The organism is Ligilactobacillus salitolerans (genome assembly GCF_003864415.1).
GTDB classification, from domain to species: domain Bacteria; phylum Bacillota; class Bacilli; order Lactobacillales; family Lactobacillaceae; genus Ligilactobacillus; species Ligilactobacillus salitolerans.
The window spans coordinates 1-19,402 of record NZ_BFFP01000045.1; the positions used below are offsets into that span (position 1 = coordinate 1).

A 19,402-nucleotide genomic window follows, 5' to 3' on the forward strand; every position below is an offset into this window, starting at 1 on the left:
TTTTATTCAAGTCAAGCATCATGAGGGAACACCGCTTTTAAGAAAGCATCGAGGATATAGTTGTTGATCCGATTGTAGCCCACCACAGTTTTATTTTGATCAATGCGAAACTGCATCGCCTTTTGAGACTTAACCTCATTCGTTGATCTAGGACCATCAATTTTAACTTGGACAAAATCATGCTTGTTATCCAAAAAATCACCTCATCTCATTTGATAAGGCAATTATATTAAATCTGGTTTTTTATTTAAATACGTCCCGCTGGGCACTGCTTACAAAGAAAACCTTTCTACGTTAACTTGGTTCAGGCTGTCTTGTGATCGAGTGCCCGCGTTAGACGATCTGTGTCTCAGCACTGAAAGTTTTGTGGCACGTGCGACATAACTAGCGCTGCCTTTTAAGCCCTAAATGAACCGGTTTTTGAACTACAGCCGGCAACTTTAGCGTTGTTCGCCGAGAGCCATTCTTAACCACCTGAGTTGAGGCATAGAATGGACATTTGTCGGCTTGGTATGTCAGGATGGCAGAGACTTCTTTAAAGTGCAAGTTATTTTGAACTTGATCCTTGACTGCAGAAGTTTGGATATTAGGGCCTTTAATCTCGAGTAAATTTAGGATAGAATTGTCTTGGGACATCATAAAAACCTCGCTTTGATTGATTTTTGGACACTTTGATCTTAGCACTTGAGGGACAATGATGTCCTTTTTGATTATTTTGAGAAAAAATAGTGCTGATGATTTTACTCATCAACACTAAAAAGTGTACACCACTGTTTTTATAAATCATATTATTAGTCATTTGAACGGTCTCCATCAAATTTACCGTGACGTGAAATTACATCTTTTGATGTGCTGTTATTCATTACTATTCACTTTTTTCAGCAAGTTTTAGTAATTTTCTTGCAGTATTCGCATTTCTAACTGTTATCTTATTCTTGAAAGAAGTGTTGCCGGTCTTACCCCATTGTGTCTTAGAACGATAATTGCGTTTAAAAGACCAAAAGATGACATTTTTATAAATCTCTACTTGCTCATAGTCTGGTTTAGCTTCTCCAATTACGGCATAAACTTCATCTGCCGTTGTAGGAGGAATAACAAAAATAATACTATTATAGCGTTCTTGGTCCCCGCTATCCCACCAATCTGGAGCATTTGAGAGTATATCTGACAACTCATTTGGTGATAACACAAGCACTGAAATATAAGTATTAAACTTATCAACAATAATTGTTTCACATTGCTTTGTGAGTTTACTTTTGTTTTGAATGTCACTAGAAAATATGATATTTCCACTGTTGATATAAGTTCTCACGTTTAAAAAACCATTCTCTTCAAAAGTTTCTTTCAAAACTGGCATTGATATTTTATTGTTGCCGCCTACATTGACACCTCGCAAGAATGCTATATATCTTTCCAAAGTAACGCCCCTCGTATTACATTATTCATAGTACATATCAACAATACTATCACATTCAGAATATATTGTCGCAGCAAAGCTTGTCAAGGGCAACATAAGAAAAGTAATCTCGGTTTATGGCAATTAAAAATGTAGGTTCTGGCAAGTTAATTTTTAGACTTCTTTAAACGGCTGTTTAAGATTGAGATCTCATAAAATAGCTGGCTAGACCTAGGTTGGACATTGATAAATATTGAACCCGATATGATATAAAATATGACATGGGATTGTCATATCCGCAAAAATATCTGCCTTTTTATGGATTATAACTTGTTTTCGCCAAAAACTATGTTAGAATTTATAACATACATCTTTGAGGGAGGTCTTTTTATGAGCTTGGTCAACACAACGTTCCTGTTTTTGGCAACAATTCTGGTTTTTGCCATGACTCCTGGTTTAGCGTTCTTCTATGGTGGTCTGGTTTCCAAAAATAATGTCGTAAACACAATGTTATCTGTTTTTATTCTTTGTGGTGTGTGCGTGATCTTATTTTTAGCCGTTGGGTATGAAATGTCTTTTGGACAAGATATCGGCGGAGTCATTGGACATATTTCTCATTTCTTTTTGAGCGGTTTTGATTTGACATCGATTCAGAACAAAGATGTCGGGATCACTCACGCAGCCTTTATGGCTTTCGAAATGATGTTTGCTGTCATTACGCCAGCTTTATTTGTGGGTTCGATCGTTGGGCGGATGAACTTTAACTTCTTGCTGGCTTTCGTGATCTTCTGGAGCCTGTTGATCTATTATCCTTTGGTACATATGGTTTGGACGTCGGATGGCTTGATGGCTTCTCTGGGTGTCTTGGACTTTGCGGGCGGAACAGTAGTGCATATTAATGCTGGTGTCACTGCGTTGATTTTGTCGATCTTCCTTGGACCGCGCCTGAAAAAAAGTGATGATCATTACAATTTATCCTGGGTCTTATTGGGAACAGCGATCTTGTGGATCGGTTGGTATGGTTTTAACGCTGGGTCAGCACTTGGTGTTGGCAATGTTGCAATGAATGCTTTCTTAACCACTACGATCGCCACGGCGGTTGCCATGGTGACCTGGATGGGGCTTGAGGTTTTTACCCAAGGCAAACCTACTCTGGTTGGTGTTTGTACCGGTGCATTGTGTGGTTTAGTCGGAGTCACTCCTGGAACTGGTTATGTGACTAATGTTGGTTCTTGCTTTATCGGTCTGCTCTGTGCCGCAGGCAGTTTCTTGTTTGTCAACTACATCAAGCCGCGACTTAAGTTTGATGATCCGCTGGATGCTTTTGGCTGCCACGGTGTCTCTGGGATCATCGGGTCGATCCTGGTTGGTGCATTTGCAACTAAACAAGTCAACGACGTAGTGGTTGATAATGGACTCTTTTACGGCGGCGGATGGAAGCTGCTTGGGATTCAAACGGCTGGTACCTTGCTGACGATCGTGTTTGTGACGATCATGGCTGCACTGATCATTTTTGTTTTAAAAGCATTTTTGCCGATCAGGGTTTCAAAAGCAGAAGAAACTTCTGGGCTGGATTTTAGTCTGCACGGAGAAAAAGCAGATTATACGGTTGAGGACCACTTTCAAGATGTTGCTAAGTTTGGCTCTGAATTTAAAGGGCAATTATCTCGGCTGAATAAAAAATAACGCCTGTACCATATCTGGCTGAAAAGTTAAATTCAAATAATGCGTTGTACAATATATAGTGTCAAGTTCTTTTTTTGAATGCTATATATTGTATTTTTTTGTGTAAGGATGTACAATAAAAATCGTATTAACCACAAGATGTTGTGGCTGAGAATTCAACTTAACCGATAAATTGACTTTTAAGGAAAGGGGATAATTAAAATGATGGATGTTAAACAGCACTTAAAAACAAAGCTGATGCTGCCTAAAATTGTAGTGAAACGTGATGGTTATCCGATGAAGTTTCAACTATATAAATTGGAGCAAGTACTTAGTAAATTATCCTTGCAAGATGAGAAATTGGAGCTTTTGAGCGCACTATTAAACCGGTTAAACGGGCAGGCCCAGGTCAGCGCGGATCAGCTGGCCCAAGAACTGGTCACTGTTTTGAAACAAGCGGGTTATGAGCAGGAAGCAGCTCAGTTCGCGGCTGCACGTCAGAAAGAAGAATCAGATTGGTCCCAACAAACAGATCCGGCTGCTCGTTTATCTCGTTTGCAGTCTAAAGATCCGGAGCTGGTCCACGAAAATGCCAATAAAGACAGTAATGTTTTTAATACACAACGAGATCTGACGGCAGGGACCGTGGGGAAGACTTTAGGTCTGCGGTTAATGCCTGAGCACGTCGCCAAGGCACATTTGCGTGGTGATATTCACTATCATGATCTGGATTATACCCCTTGGAGCCCAATGACCAACTGTTGTTTGATCGACTTCAAAGAAATGTTGACCAATGGCTTTAAGATCGGTAATGCTGAGGTTGAAAGTCCGCATTCGATTCAAACTGCGACCGCACAGATGTCTCAGATCATTGCCAACGTTGCTTCATGTCAGTATGGCGGCTGCTCAGCCGATCGGGTCGATGAATTGCTCGAGCCTTTTGCTTTTAAAAACTATGAGAAGCATTTAAAAGAGGGCAGAGAGTTTATTGATGATCCGGCTAAGGTGGAGCTCTTTGCCAAAAAGCGGACTAAAAAGGACATTTATGATGCAATGCAGGCCTTAGAATACGAGATCAATACACTCTTTTCCTCACAGGGACAAACTCCTTTTACGACCTTAGGTTTTGGCTTGGGAACTTCTTGGATCTCTCGTGAAATTCAGCGCTCGATCTTAAAAATTAGGATCGCAGGGTTAGGAAAAGAAAAGCGGACGGCTATTTTCCCTAAATTGGTATACACCTTAAAAAAGGACCTCAATCTGGCACCTGGTGATCCCAACTATGATATTAAGCAGTTAGCAGTCGAATGTGCTACTAAAAGAATGTATCCAGACGTTTTAATGTATGACACGATCAAAGAAATCACTGGTAGTTTTAAAGTGCCAATGGGCTGCCGTTCATTTCTGCAGGGTTGGCATGATGAATCTGGCAAGGAAGTTAACTCCGGACGGATGAATCTGGGGGTCGTAACTGTTAATTTGCCGCGGATCGCATTGGAATCTCATGGAGATTTTGACTTGTTCTGGCAAATCTTTGAAGAGCGGATGGACGTGGCTAAAACAGCCTTGGATTTCAAGGTCAAACGTGTTTTGGACGCAACTCCGGAAAATGCCCCGATCCTCTACCAGTATGGCGCTTTTGGCAAACGTTTGAGCCCAGATGATGATGTTTCTGTGATGTTCAAGCATGAACGGGCAACAGTTTCACTGGGATATATTGGCCTTTACGAGGTTGGTACAGTCTTCTTTGGACCTAACTGGGAACATGATCAGGCTGCCCATGATTTTACTGTTGCGATCGTCAAAGCGCTAAATGAGCACTGTGCCAAGTGGTCACAAGAAACCGGCTACCATTTTAGTGTTTATTCGACTCCAAGCGAATCATTGACTGACCGTTTCTGCCGTTTAGATACGGAGAGATTTGGGCGGATCAAAGACATCACCGCTAAGGATTACTATACGAATAGTTTTCATTATGACGTGCGTAAACATCCTACGCCGTTTGAAAAACTGAGTTTTGAAATGGCATACCCTCATTATGCTGCGGGCGGCTTTATTCATTATTGTGAATATCCTAATCTGAGGCAAAATCCCAAAGCATTGGAAGCTGTTTGGGATTGGGCTTATGATAAAGTTGGCTACTTAGGGACAAATACACCGATCGATCACTGCTACCGTTGCGGTTTTCAAGGCGAATTTAAGGCAACAGCTCGTGGGTTCGAGTGCCCTGATTGCGGGAACCATGATCCTAAAACTTGTGATTGCGTCAAACGGACCTGCGGCTACTTGGGCAATCCATTGCAACGGCCAATGGTCCACGGGCGGCATGTTGAGATCGCCTCGCGCAAGAAGAATTTATCAAGTGAGATGAAATAAATGGGAGAACAAGTTCGGATCACGGTCAATGGCGATACGAATTTTATCAACGAAGACGATTTAGCGCGGTCTGACCAGAAAAAAGTCAAAAAAGCTAGGCGGAAGCGGACTCAGTCCAGAAGAAGGCCGAAAAATCCGCAACCGCAAGAATGGTTAGCGCAGGACCTTTCTTTGCGCAAAATTGCGGATTACAAGCCTTTTAACTTTGTGGATGGAGAAGGGGTCCGCTGCAGCCTATATGTCAGCGGCTGTCTGTTTGCCTGTCCAGGCTGCTACAATAAAGCAGCGCAGTCGTTTAACTACGGCAAACCTTATACTAAGGAACTGGAAGATCAAATCATCGCAGATATTGGACAAAGCTACTGTCAAGGTTTGACTCTGCTAGGCGGCGAACCGTTTTTAAATACCCAAGTTTGTCTCTCTTTGATCGATCGTTTACGTGATGCATACGGGTATACCAAAGACATCTGGTCATGGAGCGGCTACACCTGGGAAGAGTTGCAAAAAGAGTCTGCTGACAAACTTGAAATGCTCAAAAAAATCGATATCCTGGTCGATGGCCGTTTTGAAGAAGAGCAAAAAGACTTGACCCTCCAATTTCGTGGGAGCGCAAATCAGCGGATCATTGATGTCCAAAAATCACTGAAAGATGGTCGAGTAGTTCTCTGGGATGGTTTAGTTTCTTAAATTTGAAATGTTTTGGTCAAAGGCAAGCACTGGTTGTGCTTGCCTTTTTCGCAAAATTATTGCATTTTTCTCTAAAAATAAATTTTTATTCTGATAATACCCCTAAAAATGAATTGTACAGCATATAAATATCTGACCAGCTTGTACATTAGAAAAAAGTAATGCTTAAATACAAATAAATGTTATTTAATTAAATATAGGGTGGACATACCAAGGCAAACTAGCTTAATTTAGATTCATTTTAAATAATAGATAGGTTTTTTACAAAAATATTTCAAAATAAGGTTTTATTTTTTCTGAATTAGTGTATAATATTCATTGTAGAGAATATATTGTTTGATTAGGGTTTAACTATCAAAGGAGCGATTTACATGGTTACATTATATACTTCACCAAGTTGCACCTCATGTCGGAAAGCTCGCGCATGGTTAACAGAACAGAATATCCCTTTTAAGGAACGTAATATTTTTTCAGAGCCCCTCAGTGTCAATGAGATCAAGCAGATTCTCCAGATGACTGAGGACGGAACGGAAGAAATCATCTCGAAGCGCTCGAAAGTTTATCAAGACTTAAATGTTGATTTGGATGAGCTTCCGCTGAAAGAACTATTCGACTTGATCCAGAAAAATCCCGGGCTTTTACGTAGACCAATTATTATGGACGACAAACGTCTCCAAGTTGGCTACAATGAAGATGAGATCCGGCGCTTCTTACCGCGCGAGGTTCGTGCGATGGAGCTTAAGGAAGCTCAAGCTTTGGCAGGGTTCTAATTGATAAAAGATGACCGTCTCTTTGTAGGCGGTTTTTTTATTGGGCAGCTTGTTTGGTCGGTTGAAAAAGTGAGCGGCCGGTTAGCTGAACGCGAAAGATCTGAAGGAAAATCGGGGTGCCGATAATAAATTGGTAATCCTGATTTATCTTGACCAAACCCTATATTTTTCGCTGTATCAGTGGTACAATCAAACTAATAAGTCTAGGGATTTTAATTTAGACATTGTGAAAGGTAGGGCGACCACAGATGGAAATGGAAAAAATCAACGATAGCACGATCCGAGTACTTTTGGAAAACCAGGATCTGGCAGATCGTGGCGTCACTGTTCTAGATCTGTTAGGGAGCCAAAACGAAATTGAAAGTTTCTTTTATAGCATCTTAGATGAAGTTGACGTTGATCATGAGTTTAGGAATATCGACGCAGTTACTTTCCAAGTTCTGCCGAACCGAAATGGACTAGAACTCTTTATTTCTAAGGTTGATCCAGATAACTTGGATAAAATGCCTTATAATCCAGCGGATGATCATGCCAATGATGCAACGACTGACGATATTAAGAAGACATTAGAGCAGTTAAATATGAATAGTTTTGGTGTCAACGATGATGTAGCGGACTATATTCGCAATCACATTTCTGACTATCGCGATGAAAGAAAGTCGACACTTTCCGATGGAGACATTAAGAATGATCCTTCCAGCCAGCAGCCAGCTGTCAGTCACCACGTGATCGGTTTTGCTGACTTCGAAGATTTTGTCAACCTCGTGAAGGTTGTGGGTGATGCCCAGGTACGTGCTAGCCTCTTCCTCTTTAAAGGACAGTATTTCCTCGATTTGGCTTTCGATTCGCAAGAGGTATCTCCGGCACGGATCAAGGACTTTATGAGTAATGTTTATGAATATGGACAAGGTGTTGCTTTTGGTTCAGCCCTGTTGCGTGAGCGCGGCAAGCTGCTGGTCGAAGATAATGCTTTTCATTGGGCTTTACACTACTTCAAGTAGTTTTTGATAGAACAAAATAAGATAAGATCACACCCCTGACAGACTTTGTTTCTGTAGGGGGTGTGATTTTTTTTGCTCAAAATAATTTGCCGCCAGCGCATTCAGGCAGAGCTTTGGATTGTTTTGCGAAATTTTGAAAAAAATAACAAGTTTGTTCATTTTTTGCGTACTTATTAGTAGGGAGGCGTTGATTTTGTTGTATGCAAAAAATCAGACTGGAGCATTGGTGGTGGCAACAGATGCTTATAAAAATGAAAAATATTTTTGTCCGAGTTGTTTGGGTCCGGTCATTGTCAAGCAGGGTAATTTAAAAGCTGCTCATTACGCCCATCATAGTCATAGTTGTCATGCTTTTAGCGAGGGGGAAACGGCGGAACATCTGAAAGGAAAAAAGCTGCTGGCGAATTGGTGCGCTCAGCTTAATTGGCAAGTCCAAATCGAAGCTTACCAGATCGATTTACGGCAACGCCCCGATGTTTTAGGGATCCATGATGGAAAGCGGGTCGCATTTGAGTTCCAGTGTGCCCCATTGAGTGCAGCAGAAATGCAGCGGCGATCAAGCGGTTATTTGAAGGACGGTTTTTCGTATCTTTGGGTCTTAGGACGACGACACTATCTCAAGCATAGACTGACACAGCAGATCGCGCAGTTCATCCGATGGCACCATAATTTAGGGTTTTACCTGATTTTTCTAGATACAGTTTATGAACGGTTTGAAGTTTTATATGGGATCCAGATGGCAGATTTGCTGCCGGTCAAATATATGCGTTTTTTTGCCCGGAACTTACAGCAGCTCACAGCATTTTTGCATACTGATCATTATATTCGCTTTTTTGGGGTGACACAGAATGAAAGGCTCAAACAAAAGCAAAGTTTACTTTACAAATGTCGTGCTTGTGACCAGCAGATCTACCAAGCCCAAGAAGCATGCTACGTTAATAAAATTTCTTTTGCCACGGCCGCTGCTCAGTCGATCCAAACCTGCTATTATCCCCCCGTTTTTCGGAAGCCTGCCTTTATCTGGAAAGTCAGGGCACTGGCTAATTGCACCAGTCAAAAAATGCTGCGGCAGTTAGCACCGAGTCAAATACTTGGTACGGCAGATTTATTTTTGATGCCCTTTATTGATATTAGCAAAGTTTGCTTACTTGAATGGGAACGGTTCGTAAATCAGTTGGAAAATTTTGCTTTTCATAAAAATGATGGGTAGAATTAAAAACAACCATATCCGCGTTTTATTTTTGTTGGCAGTGACCAGACATTTAAAAATGGGGGTAAAGGGACTTGGGTTGAATTTAAGGAGGAAAATTGATGGCTGAAAAAAAGATAGTTCCACTACGAGCAGATGTCAAACCTGAATTAACATGGGATCTGACACTCGTTTTTAAAACAGAGCAAGATTTTGAACATGCCTTTGCGAAGGTGAAGGAAAAGGCTGCGGATTTTCAACAGTACCAAGGGACCCTACAGACGGGAGCAGCTGCTTTATTGCAAGCAGTTAAAAGCTTGCTTGCCATTGATCGTCAGGCAGAAAAAGTCTATGTTTATGCTAGTATGAAAAATGATCAAGACACGACTGATTCATACTATCATGGGCTTTTTTCAAGAGTTCAAGCTCTGATTGCTCAAATCAGCGGCCAGTGTGCTTGGTTTAAACCAGAAGTTCTTGCGCTGGGCTCAAAAAAGTTGGCAACATATTATCAAGCTGAACCAGGCTTGCAGGAATACCGTCAGTTTTTGGCAGATATGATGCGCTTTAAGGAGCACACTCTAGAACCGGCCCAAGAAGAATTATTAGCCTCGATGAGCGATATCTTAGAAACTCCCGCAAATATCTTCTCTGTTTTAGATGATGCTGATCTGCAATTTGAAGATGTGATCGATTCGAACGGCAGTCGAGTTGAATTAACTGATAGTACATATAACCAGCTGATTCAAAGTCCTGATCGGTCGGTCAGACAACAAGCATTTACTAAACTGTATCAAGTTTACCATCAGTTTGCGCGGACCTTCGCACAAACTTTAGGCTCACACGTGCATATTCAGAACTTTGACGCACAAACAAGAAACTATGCGAATGCCCGTCAGGCAGCTTTGAATCAAAATAATATTCCAGAAACTGTTTATGACAGCCTCGTCACTGCAGTTCACCAGCATGCTGACCTCTTGCAGCGGTACGTTGCTTTGCGTCAGCGGACTTTGGGGCTGGAGGACCTGGCGATGTATGACCTTTACACACCTTTGACCGGCAAGCCCGAATTGTCTTATTCTTTTGAAAACGCCAAGAAGATCGCCTTGCAAGCATTGGCTGTACTGGGAAAAGATTACGTGGAGCAGGTTCAAGAGGCCTTCGATAATCGTTACATCGATGTCATTCATAATAAGGGTAAACGCGGTGGTGCATATTCTGGCGGAGCTTATGATACTCCACCATATATTTTGTTGAACTGGAACGATGACCTTGATAGTCTGTACACTCTGGTCCATGAAATGGGACACAGTATGCATAGTCAGTTCACTAAGCACAACCAGCCCTACCAATACGGCGACTACTCAATTTTCGTGGCAGAAATTGCCTCCACAACTAATGAGAATCTCTTGACCGCTTATCTGTTAGAACATGAAACTGATCCGCAAGTTCGGGCCTATGTTTTAAACTATTACTTAGACGGTTTCAAGGGAACGGTCTATCGTCAGACTCAGTTCGCTGAGTTTGAACAGTGGCTGCACGAAACAGACGGATTGGGCCAACCGCTGACTGCTGAGCAGATGTCTGCTAAATATTTACAGCTTAACCAGCAATATTACGGCAAAACTGTTGGCAAGACGCCGCAGATCGCTGATGAATGGACCCGGATCCCGCATTTTTATTATGATTTTTATGTTTATCAATATGCGACCGGCTTTGCGGCAGCGACGACTTTAGCTAATAATATTTTAGACGATGATCCAAAGCATACAGCGGATTATTTGAACTATTTGAAAGCAGGAAGTTCTGATTATCCGATCGAGATCATGCGACGAGCAGGGGTGGATATGACCACGGAAAACTACCTTGAATCTGCTTTTCAGGTGTTCGAAGAGCGGTTGACAGAATTGGAGAAACTCCTGTAAGCAAATGAAAAGCTTGGCAGCCATTCAGAAGCATGAATGAGGCGCCAAGCTTTTTTAGCATCGTTGGATAAAAAAACACAGCAGGCTGCTTTGCAGCTCACCGTGATTCGTGGATTCAATGATTATTACTGTTGATCTTGAGTTTAAGCGGGGTCTGGTTAGTTTGTAAAAACGAATTGATCTGAGTTTTATGACAATGATCTTTGCCGTTTAAACCAGTTGGGACTTGACCAGCAAAAACTTCTTTTAATGTTTTATATGACTGACAGGCATCCAATGCAATACCGCAGTCATAGCCTTTCACGTTATATAAAACAACGGTTGGATGATGAGTAACCATCATTTCTGCAGCAGTCCGTTGATCCTTCATAAATGAACGGGCGGCAAACTCAGAATTTCGATCGTTTAAAAACATTTCAAGGTCTAAGTTGGATTCCCTCGCTGCTTGCAGTGCGATCTCGTCGCTATATGTGCCATCGTGCAGTTCGGCTTGACGTTGGATACTTAATAAGAAATTGCGGCCGCGTTTTTTACCTTGAAATAAAGCTGCCTTAAAATCAAGTGCTGCGTGGTATATGTTGGTCACCAGCTGATTACGAGCTGCTAAGTCATTTTGCGGGATCTTTTTTTGCTCCATGACAGCCTGAACACTTTCCATATTCAATAAAGGAATAAAACGAAAACGAACTTTTTCAGTAGACGATTCAACAAGCTTAAGTATCTGTTGCTCTGTGTGATAACAAACATCGCCGATCGGGTTAATAAACAAGTACATCTCTAACACAATTGCTTCCTCCAAAAACTAACTGTCATTTTTCTCAAAATGTTACCCTCACTTTACCAGACTTCGTATAATTTGCAATTAATGTGCCTTTTGATCGATGTACGATCAATAAGGGATCGAGGTCTGTTTTCCAACTCTGAAATGGAAACCTTCACTATTATAATTAATGTTGCACTGAAATAAAAGCGAAAGGCACTATTTTTTGGTATATACCGAAAATTTTTTGTCAAATTAACTTCTGAGGGTGGTAAATTTAAATGAAACACTAACTGTGGTAAACTAATTAGGTGTATTAGAACAAGAATTGTCCTGACTTATTGAGTGAACAGAAGAGGAAAAATATGAAAATCGAGATTTTTGCAAATGATGCCGCAAAATCGGTTGAAGTGAAACGCCAACTTGAAAAAAAACTCGCAGAAAGACATTTTGTTTTTGATTCTAAAAATCCCGATATTGTCATCACAGTCGGCGGTGATGGGACACTTTTGGCTGCTTTTCACCACTATGAAAGCCAGTTAGAAAAGATTCGTTTTGTCGGTGTTCATACTGGTCATTTGGGTTTTTACACAGATTGGCGTGATGATGAGATCGATGATCTCGTCATCAGCTTGCAATCTGACAACCGCCAGTCGGTTTCATATCCCTTACTTGACGTCAGCGTTAAGACTCGGGTCGCGGGTGAAATTAAGCAGCATCTGGCTTTAAATGAGTCTTCCTTACGGCGAGTTGGGCCGACCATGACCGCTGATGTGTTTATAGGCGGGGATGCTTTTGAACGTTTTCGCGGTGATGGACTTTGCATAGCCACACCGACTGGTTCCACCGGCTATAGCAAATCTTTGGGCGGGGCAGTGATCCACCCGGATTTGCCAGCCTTGCAGTTAACGGAAATTGGCTCGATCAACAACCGCGTTTTTCGGACATTGAGTTCGCCCTTGGTGATCAGTCCTAATGATTGGGTGACTTTAGTTCCAGTCGATCCCAGCAGCAGCGAGGACTTTTTACTGACGGTCGATTCCAGTTACTATCATTCTAATGATATTGCACAGGTTTCTTTTAAGATCTCGAAGAAGAAGATCCATTTTGCTAAATATCGGCATAACGGGTTTTGGAACCGAGTTAAAAATTCCTTTATCGGTGACGGAAAATGAAGTTTGTCTGGAAATTTGAGGGTCTTGCAGCAATCAAATTAAAAAGCTTTCTGCAAAAGCAGGGTGTTTCGCGGCGGCTGCTGGCTAAGGTCAGGCATGAAGGCGGACAGATCTTGGTCGATAACATTCAAGGTCGGACCGTGGATAAAATCAACCCGGGTCAGACAGTGGCATTGATCGTTCCACCAGAACATGGCCGCAAAAGTGAGCTGCGCCCATCCTTTGTCCCCCTAGAAATTATCTATGAAGATCAGGATCTGCTGGCAGTCAATAAGCCGCCGTTTTTGCCTTCTGTGCCTTCACCGCTTTATCCGGGTGATTCATTAGTCAATCGCGTTTGCGGTTATTACCAAGTCCGCAGTTATCAGGGAATCGTCCCACATATCGTATCGCGCCTAGACCGTGACACAAGCGGGGTAGTTTTATTTGCTAAACACCGGTACGCTCACGCTCTGTTAGACCAACAGATGCAAGCGCGGACGATCAGCAAGGAATATACAGCTTTTTTGCAAGGAACGGTTCAAGCTGAACTGGAAATCAGCCAGCCAATTGGACGTGATCCAGAAAGTTTATTTAAACGCCGCGTTGACCCAGCTGGGAAAAAAGCACAAACTTCTTTAAAACTTTTGGAAGTAAAGGGCGGCAATTCAATGTGTCAGCTAAGGCCTAAGACTGGTCGGACGCATCAGCTGCGAGTCCATTGTGCTTACATCGGACATCCGTTGCTGGGGGATACCATGTATAACGGCCCGCAAAGCAGTCCTTTAGAGCGGCAGGCTCTTCATTGTCACCGTTTCACTTTTGCTCACCCTTTGACGGGACAAAAGATCACCTTAACTGCGCCCGTTGCGCAGGACATGCAGCAATATTGGAAAAAACTATAGAAGAGGTACGATCATGGCTGAAAAGCAACTTCAAAATTCAGATAAGATGCAGCGGATCATCCAGTTGCTGAGCACCCAAAAGGCTAAATTATTCCGGCGCGAATATTTGGACCTGCATGTCCATGAGCAGGCGCAGATTTTTGCGGAACTTGACCAGACATTGCGCAGCCGGCTGTACCGCTATTTGACTGCGGTCGAAGTTGGTGACATGTTTGATGCAATTGAAGAAGAGCCAGAAGAGGTTGTTAAATATTTCCAGGAGATGCCGATTTCTTATGCTGCAAAAGTGATCGATGAAATGTATACCGATAACGCCGTCGATATCTTGGCTTACGCTCAAAATAAAGATTTGACCCACTACTTACTAGCGCTGCCAGAGGAGCGTTCGGCGGAAATTCGCTCTTTGCTTCATTATGAGGATAAGACCGCCGGGGCTTTGATGACAACTGAATATGTCGATATTTTTGCCAGCCAAGATATTAGTTCTGCAATTAAAGATATCAGAGAAGAGGCGGCTGATGCCGAGCTGATTTATTATGCCTATGTCGTGACGGATGATAATGAATTGATCGGCGTGGTAACTTTACGTGATCTGCTGACTAATCCGGAAGAAACTTTGATCTCAGAAATTATGACTGATCCAGTGATCTCTGTGCCAGTCGATGAAGACCAAGCGGAAGTAGCCCGTAAGGTCCGTGATTATAACTTTGTTGCTTTGCCGGTTATTGATTACGCCAATAAGCTGGTCGGCATTATCAATGTCGATGACGTTATTGATGTCATTGATGAAGAAAATGCTGGTGAATACTCCGGTTTGGCCGGTGTTGATACGGAAGAGACCCCTGAAGATCCCTTTCGGGCATCATTAAAACGACTGCCGTGGCTGGTGATCTTGCTGTTTTTAGGAATGTCGACAACGACACTGATCGATCACTATGAAGGCCTGATCTCGCAGGCAAGCATCTTGGCGGTGTTTGTTTCCTTGATCACTGGGACCGCCGGTAATGCTGGGACTCAAAGCTTGGCGGTCGCGATCCGAGGCCTGTCTGACAGCGAAGAAGAGCGCCGTTCTGGCTGGAAAACGATCATCAGCGAATTGTCAACTGGGCTGCTGACGGGGATCGTAACTGGGTTAACGATCTGCGTGCTGGTTGGTTTATGGAAAAACAATTGGATCTTAGGTTCAGTGATCGGGGTCTCCTTAGCTACGGCGATCATCGTTGCGACAGTCGCCGGCAGTATCATTCCGTTGGTGATGGACAAGATCGGCGTGGATCCAGCAGTTGCGTCTGGACCATTCATTTCTACTTTGAGTGATTTGACGTCTGTACTGATCTACTTTAACATCGCACATCAATTCTTGAATTTCTTCATAAATGCGTAAAAAAAAGGCAGTTGCTAAAACACTTTTCTCTGAAATTGAGAATAAGGGTTTTAGCAACTGCTATTTTAATACGGTTTGATCAATTGAACTGTCACGTAAGATCAGCTTCACGCCGTGAGTCACCATCCGCGGCGCTTGGTAATGCGGGTCACTGAGCTGTGAGAAGAGCAGCTCAACAGCGATCGAGCCCATTTCTTCTGTAAAAACATGGACACTGCTGAGCTTAGGGTAAACGAACTCCGCCAAAGAGGAGTCATTAAATGAGATGATACTGGTTTGCTCCGGAACTTTAATGTTTTCCTCCTGTAAGGCGCGTAATGCTCCAACAGCGATGGAATCATTTGCCGCAAAGAAAGCTTCAGGCAGATCTGTATTTAGCTCGTGGATCGCTTGGCGCATCATCTGATAGCCGGAATCGAGGGTGAATTGACCAACATAAACAAAACGCGGCTCGTAATTTTTGCGAGCGGTGAGGAGCTTTTTAAAGGCGGTAAAACGCGGATCAAGTAAGCTTTCTTGCTGGTCTGTAGTTTGTTCTTCTCCTGCCAACATGCCGATCTTGGTTAAACCAGCGGCCTGGAAATGATCTAATACTGCTGCTACCCCCGTGTTGAAGTCGGGGACCACACAACTATAGCCCAAGGAGAGAGTATTACAGTCAACAAAAACAACGTTTGGCGATAGTTGGCCGATTTGTTTGATCTGCTGTTCGCTAAACTTGCCTAAAGCAAGGATCCCTGCGCAATCAGCCGCTTTTTGCAGCGAGTCGGTGTGGAAAAGCCGGGTGATCTGATAACCTAATTCCTTTGCTTTGCTTTCGATTCCTTCACGCAGGGAAAAATAGTAAAGGTCGTTTAGTTCCTGCTGTTCGGTGTACCATTCGATGATCGCAATCGTCGGCGATGCAGGTCCCTTGACGGAATGATTTTTAGTGTAATTTAATTGCTGTGCAGCTTGAAAGACGCGCGCTTTTGTTTTTTGACCGACAGACATCGTTTGGTCGTGGTTTAAAACGCGCGAGACTGTCGCAGCTGAAACTTTTGCTAAGTCAGCAACGTCTTTAATTGTTGCCATTTGTGCACGCCCTTTCACTTATGATTAACTCTATTTTACCACAGTAAATAATTTAGTAAATAAATTAGTAAAAAGTTGCTATTTTTAGTAAAAGAAGTTAAAATAGAACTATTAAAGCGTTTACTTTAAAAATCTTAGGAGGGTACTAGAATGAACAAGGAAGAATTGGTCACTGAATTTACTAAAATTTATGGAGCAGAACCCAGTGCAGAATACTTTTCACCTGGCCGGATCAATTTGATCGGGGAACATACAGATTATAACGGCGGTCATGTTTTCCCGTGTGCGATTTCTTTAGGAATCTGGGGAGCAGCAGCTAAGCGTTCAGATCGCAAGCTGCGTTTTTACTCCGGCAACTTTGCAAAACGCGGTGTGATCGAAGCTGATCTGGACCAACTAGAATTTGTTAAAGAAGATTCCTGGTCGAATTATGCTAAAGGAATGATCAAATTCATTCAAGCAGGCGGTTATCAAGTTACCAGCGGGCTGGATATTTACATTAACGGTAATATTCCCGATGGTGCCGGCTTGTCTTCTTCTGCTGCTTTGGAAATGCTGATCGGCCAAATCGTTGTCGACCAATTTGACTTGGATCTTGCCCGCCTTGATTTGATCAAGTTAGGCATGAAGACGGAAAATGAATTTATTGGTGTTAATTCTGGGATCATGGATCAATTCGCCGTGGGGATGGGCAAAAAAGACCATGCGATCTTATTAGACACGAATACCCTAGATTACCAGCTAGTTCCTTTAGACTTAAAGGGATACGTGATCATTATTATGAACACCAACAAGCGGCGTGAATTAGCTGATTCTAAATACAATGAGCGGCGGGCTGAATGTGAAAAAGCCTTAAGCGAGTTGCAAACGAAGTTAGATATCAAGAGCTTGGGCGATCTGGATGCCGCAACGTTTGATGAATATGCTTACTTGATTGCTGACGAAAATCGGATCAAACGTGCACGTCATGCAGTCTTAGAAAATGAACGGACTACCCGGGCTGAAAAACTATTGCAAGAAGGCAAGTTAGAAGAATTTGGTCATCTAGTTAATGCTTCACATGTTTCTTTGGAGCATGATTATGAAGTGACTGGGATCGAATTGGATACACTCGCTCATACGGCTTGGAAACAGCCAGGCGTCTTGGGAGCGCGGATGACTGGTGCGGGCTTTGGCGGTTGTGCGATCGCGTTAGTCGCTAAAGATCAAGTTGCAGCTTTTGAAAAAAATGTTGGCGCTGAATATGAGAAAACGATCGGCTACGCACCTTCATTCTATGAAGCTGAGATCGCTGATGGGACTAAAGTCTTATAAGAGCATTGAGAAGAGAGAAAGAATTTTAAAGTGAAGGTGAACAGGAAATGGCACAAGAAAAATTAGTTGCCAAATTCGTTGCAGCGGTAGTTGAAAACAGTCAGTTTCAAGCACTTGACCAGATTTATTTGACCAATTATGTCCTGCGGATCGTTGGTGATCAGGCTTTAGATGCAGTGACCGAAAAATCTGACATGATCGACTTGAAAGATGAGCTGGTCAAAGAGGCGCAAAACAACGGTAAATGCGGGACAACGCACGATGAACAGGATATTATTTCCGCCCAGTTGATGGAGCTGATCGTGCCAGCCCCAAGTGTGGTCAACGAGAATTTTTGGCAGACCTATCAGAATGACAGTCCACAAAAAGCGATCGCTGACTTTTATGCATTGAGCAAAAAAAGCGACTATATCAAAACACGCTCGATCGCTAAAAATATCTACTTTACTACCCAGACAGATTACGGTGATTTAGAGATCACGATCAATTTATCTAAACCAGAAAAAGATCCAAAGCAAATTGCTTTAGCTAAGAAGCAAAAAGCAACTGGTTACCCGCTGTGTCAGTTGTGTTTAGAAAATGAGGGCTACTTGGGGCGGATCGGTCATCCTGCTCGCAGCAACCACCGCGTGATCAGATTTGATCTATTAGGTGAAAAGTGGGGCTTCCAGTATTCTCCGTATGCTTACTTCGGTGAGCACTGCATTTTCCTGGATTCTAAACATCATGGGATGCAGATCGAGAAAACTACCTTTGCCCGGCTGCTGTCTATCATTGAACAATTTCCTGGCTATTTTGTCGGCAGTAACGCGGATCTGCCGATCGTTGGCGGGTCGATCCTAACTCATGAGCATTATCAAGGCGGGCGTCATGTCTTTGCGATGGAGCAAGCACCGATTGAAACGCAGCTGCATTTTGCCGGTTTTGATCAGGTCACAGCTGGGATCGTCAAATGGCCGATGTCTGTTATCCGTCTGCAAAGTTCCGATAAGGCAGCTTTGATCGAATTGGCTGATCAGATCTTAAATAAATGGCGCAGTTACAGCGATCCAACAGTTGGTGTGCGTGCAAAAAGCGACAATGAACCGCATCATACGGTGACGCCGATCGCTCGGCAGCGGGATGGTCAGCTGGAGTTGGACCTGGTTTTACGTGATAATCAAACGTCCCCAGAATTTCCGGACGGAATTTTTCATCCGCATCCAGATGTCCAGCATATCAAACAGGAAAATATTGGCTTGATCGAAGTGATGGGCTTGGCGATCTTGCCGCCGCGCTTAAAAGACGAGCTCAAAGAGGTTGAGGCTTATCTTGTGGGACAACCCAACAAGATCACTGACTACCATCTGACCTGGGCGCAGGAAATTAAGCAGAAATATTCCGATTTGACTGCTGAAAACGTCACAGAGATCTTGCAAGTTGAAGTTGGCAAAGTTTTTGCCCGAGTCTTGGAAGACGCTGGAGTCTTCAAACGAGATGCAACAGGCCAGGCTGCTTTCTTGAAATTTACTCAAGCTGTTAACGACAACTAAAAGGTGTTCCTGCATAGATAGTTTATATTCCCAATTGGAGCAAAAAATAGGCATCCGCCCGGTTAGATCATGGGCGGGGGCTACTATGTGTCAAGTAGACAGCTCAAATAATTAAAACCTATGCGATTTTCTGAACGGCATGATTCCGATATTCTGTTGGGGTCATGCCGTTTAGTGTTTCTTGACGACGTTTGTTATTGTACCAATCAATACACTGCTGGATAAATTCTTCCATTTCAAGGCGAGACAAAGCACGTTTAAAAGCAAAAA

General features: G+C 42.9%; 18 protein-coding genes. 12 read left to right on the plus strand and 6 right to left on the minus strand.

Features of this window, described 5'->3' with window-relative positions:
- Positions 1 to 11 precede the first annotated feature (11 nt).
- The 3 genes from LFYK43_RS10615 to LFYK43_RS10625 form a co-directional block, all read right to left on the minus strand.
- Entirely contained in the window at positions 12 to 194 is a 183-nt protein-coding gene (locus tag LFYK43_RS10615; protein WP_124978117.1) for a hypothetical protein, read from the minus strand.
- A gap of 401 nt (positions 195 to 595) precedes the next feature.
- Positions 596 to 799 carry a hypothetical protein gene (locus LFYK43_RS10620; RefSeq protein ID WP_124978119.1) on the minus strand — a complete coding sequence of 68 codons (204 nt, stop codon included), beginning with the start codon at positions 797 to 799 and terminating at the stop codon, positions 596 to 598.
- Positions 800 to 865: 66 nt separating this feature from the next.
- Entirely contained in the window at positions 866 to 1,417 is a 552-nt protein-coding gene (locus LFYK43_RS10625) for a DUF1697 domain-containing protein (protein ID WP_124978121.1), read from the minus strand.
- Between the two features lie 369 nt (positions 1,418 to 1,786).
- Here LFYK43_RS10625 and LFYK43_RS10630 point away from each other — a divergent pair, with 369 nt between their 5' ends.
- From LFYK43_RS10630 to pepF, 7 genes are all read left to right on the plus strand, one after another.
- Positions 1,787 to 3,082, plus strand: a complete 1,296-nt coding sequence (locus tag LFYK43_RS10630) for an ammonium transporter (protein WP_124978123.1) — start codon at positions 1,787 to 1,789, stop codon at positions 3,080 to 3,082.
- Between the two features lie 201 nt (positions 3,083 to 3,283).
- A complete protein-coding gene (nrdD, locus tag LFYK43_RS10635) occupies positions 3,284 to 5,437 on the plus strand; it encodes an anaerobic ribonucleoside-triphosphate reductase (protein WP_124978124.1) in 2,154 nt (717 codons plus the stop codon).
- Entirely contained in the window at positions 5,438 to 6,124 is a 687-nt protein-coding gene (gene nrdG, locus LFYK43_RS10640; RefSeq protein WP_124978126.1) for an anaerobic ribonucleoside-triphosphate reductase activating protein, read from the plus strand.
- Positions 6,125 to 6,495: 371 nt separating this feature from the next.
- Entirely contained in the window at positions 6,496 to 6,894 is a 399-nt protein-coding gene (gene spxA, locus LFYK43_RS10645) for a transcriptional regulator SpxA (protein ID WP_124978128.1), read from the plus strand.
- A gap of 248 nt (positions 6,895 to 7,142) precedes the next feature.
- The gene (locus tag LFYK43_RS10650; protein ID WP_124978130.1) at positions 7,143 to 7,895 is read left to right on the plus strand and encodes an adaptor protein MecA; all 753 of its coding nucleotides are present in this window, start codon (positions 7,143 to 7,145) and stop codon (positions 7,893 to 7,895) included.
- A 193-nt stretch (positions 7,896 to 8,088) separates the two neighbouring features.
- A complete protein-coding gene (locus LFYK43_RS10655; protein WP_158609238.1) occupies positions 8,089 to 9,105 on the plus strand; it encodes a competence protein CoiA in 1,017 nt (338 codons plus the stop codon).
- Between the two features lie 101 nt (positions 9,106 to 9,206).
- Positions 9,207 to 11,009, plus strand: coding sequence for an oligoendopeptidase F (gene pepF, locus LFYK43_RS10660; protein ID WP_124978134.1), 1,803 nt, complete (start codon positions 9,207 to 9,209; stop codon positions 11,007 to 11,009).
- 115 nt (positions 11,010 to 11,124) lie between these two features.
- On the opposite strand, the gene LFYK43_RS10665 is transcribed toward pepF, so the two are convergent.
- On the minus strand, positions 11,125 to 11,784 hold the full coding sequence (locus LFYK43_RS10665) for a DsbA family protein (protein WP_229718021.1): 660 nt from the start codon (positions 11,782 to 11,784) through the stop codon (positions 11,125 to 11,127).
- Between the two features lie 350 nt (positions 11,785 to 12,134).
- Between LFYK43_RS10665 and LFYK43_RS10670 the strand changes: the two genes are divergently transcribed.
- From LFYK43_RS10670 to mgtE, 3 genes are read left to right on the plus strand one after another with little or no spacing between them, the layout of a single operon-like run.
- Complete coding sequence (locus LFYK43_RS10670) at positions 12,135 to 12,944, plus strand: NAD kinase (protein WP_124978138.1); 810 nt, start codon at positions 12,135 to 12,137, stop codon at positions 12,942 to 12,944.
- Positions 12,941 to 13,828: an RluA family pseudouridine synthase gene (locus LFYK43_RS10675; RefSeq protein ID WP_124978140.1), complete on the plus strand. Its 888-nt coding sequence runs from the start codon at positions 12,941 to 12,943 to the stop codon at positions 13,826 to 13,828. Before LFYK43_RS10670 ends, LFYK43_RS10675 begins: the two co-directional genes overlap by 4 nt.
- A gap of 13 nt (positions 13,829 to 13,841) precedes the next feature.
- Positions 13,842 to 15,212 carry a magnesium transporter gene (mgtE, locus tag LFYK43_RS10680; protein WP_124978142.1) on the plus strand — a complete coding sequence of 457 codons (1,371 nt, stop codon included), beginning with the start codon at positions 13,842 to 13,844 and terminating at the stop codon, positions 15,210 to 15,212.
- A 60-nt stretch (positions 15,213 to 15,272) separates the two neighbouring features.
- Here the strand turns inward: mgtE and LFYK43_RS10685 are convergent, their stop codons facing one another.
- Positions 15,273 to 16,286 carry a LacI family DNA-binding transcriptional regulator gene (locus LFYK43_RS10685; protein ID WP_124978144.1) on the minus strand — a complete coding sequence of 338 codons (1,014 nt, stop codon included), beginning with the start codon at positions 16,284 to 16,286 and terminating at the stop codon, positions 15,273 to 15,275.
- Positions 16,287 to 16,436: 150 nt separating this feature from the next.
- On the opposite strand from LFYK43_RS10685, the gene LFYK43_RS10690 reads away from it, so the two are divergent.
- On the plus strand, positions 16,437 to 17,600 hold the full coding sequence (locus LFYK43_RS10690; protein WP_124978146.1) for a galactokinase: 1,164 nt from the start codon (positions 16,437 to 16,439) through the stop codon (positions 17,598 to 17,600).
- A gap of 47 nt (positions 17,601 to 17,647) precedes the next feature.
- Positions 17,648 to 19,132, plus strand: coding sequence for a UDP-glucose--hexose-1-phosphate uridylyltransferase (gene galT / locus LFYK43_RS10695; RefSeq protein WP_124978148.1), 1,485 nt, complete (start codon positions 17,648 to 17,650; stop codon positions 19,130 to 19,132).
- Between the two features lie 118 nt (positions 19,133 to 19,250).
- Here galT and LFYK43_RS10700 read toward each other — a convergent pair whose 3' ends face one another.
- Entirely contained in the window at positions 19,251 to 19,367 is a 117-nt protein-coding gene (locus LFYK43_RS10700; RefSeq protein ID WP_229718022.1) for an IS3 family transposase, read from the minus strand.
- Positions 19,368 to 19,402 lie beyond the last annotated feature (35 nt).

Excerpts from the sequence above, each read along its gene's own strand:
- LFYK43_RS10620 (WP_124978119.1), bottom strand. The coding sequence starts at position 799 with ATGACTAATAATATGATTTATAAAAACAGTGGTGTACACTTTTTAGTG.
- LFYK43_RS10630 (WP_124978123.1), top strand. The coding sequence starts at position 1,787 with ATGAGCTTGGTCAACACAACGTTCCTGTTTTTGGCAACAATTCTGGTT.
- nrdD (WP_124978124.1), top strand. The coding sequence starts at position 3,284 with ATGATGGATGTTAAACAGCACTTAAAAACAAAGCTGATGCTGCCTAAA.
- nrdG (WP_124978126.1), top strand. The coding sequence starts at position 5,438 with ATGGGAGAACAAGTTCGGATCACGGTCAATGGCGATACGAATTTTATC.
- spxA (WP_124978128.1), top strand. The coding sequence starts at position 6,496 with ATGGTTACATTATATACTTCACCAAGTTGCACCTCATGTCGGAAAGCT.
- LFYK43_RS10650 (WP_124978130.1), top strand. The coding sequence starts at position 7,143 with ATGGAAATGGAAAAAATCAACGATAGCACGATCCGAGTACTTTTGGAA.
- pepF (WP_124978134.1), top strand. The coding sequence starts at position 9,207 with ATGGCTGAAAAAAAGATAGTTCCACTACGAGCAGATGTCAAACCTGAA.
- LFYK43_RS10665 (WP_229718021.1), bottom strand. The coding sequence starts at position 11,784 with ATGTACTTGTTTATTAACCCGATCGGCGATGTTTGTTATCACACAGAG.
- LFYK43_RS10670 (WP_124978138.1), top strand. The coding sequence starts at position 12,135 with ATGAAAATCGAGATTTTTGCAAATGATGCCGCAAAATCGGTTGAAGTG.
- LFYK43_RS10675 (WP_124978140.1), top strand. The coding sequence starts at position 12,941 with ATGAAGTTTGTCTGGAAATTTGAGGGTCTTGCAGCAATCAAATTAAAA.
- mgtE (WP_124978142.1), top strand. The coding sequence starts at position 13,842 with ATGGCTGAAAAGCAACTTCAAAATTCAGATAAGATGCAGCGGATCATC.
- LFYK43_RS10685 (WP_124978144.1), bottom strand. The coding sequence starts at position 16,286 with ATGGCAACAATTAAAGACGTTGCTGACTTAGCAAAAGTTTCAGCTGCG.
- LFYK43_RS10690 (WP_124978146.1), top strand. The coding sequence starts at position 16,437 with ATGAACAAGGAAGAATTGGTCACTGAATTTACTAAAATTTATGGAGCA.
- galT (WP_124978148.1), top strand. The coding sequence starts at position 17,648 with ATGGCACAAGAAAAATTAGTTGCCAAATTCGTTGCAGCGGTAGTTGAA.
- LFYK43_RS10700 (WP_229718022.1), bottom strand. The coding sequence starts at position 19,367 with ATGGAAGAATTTATCCAGCAGTGTATTGATTGGTACAATAACAAACGT.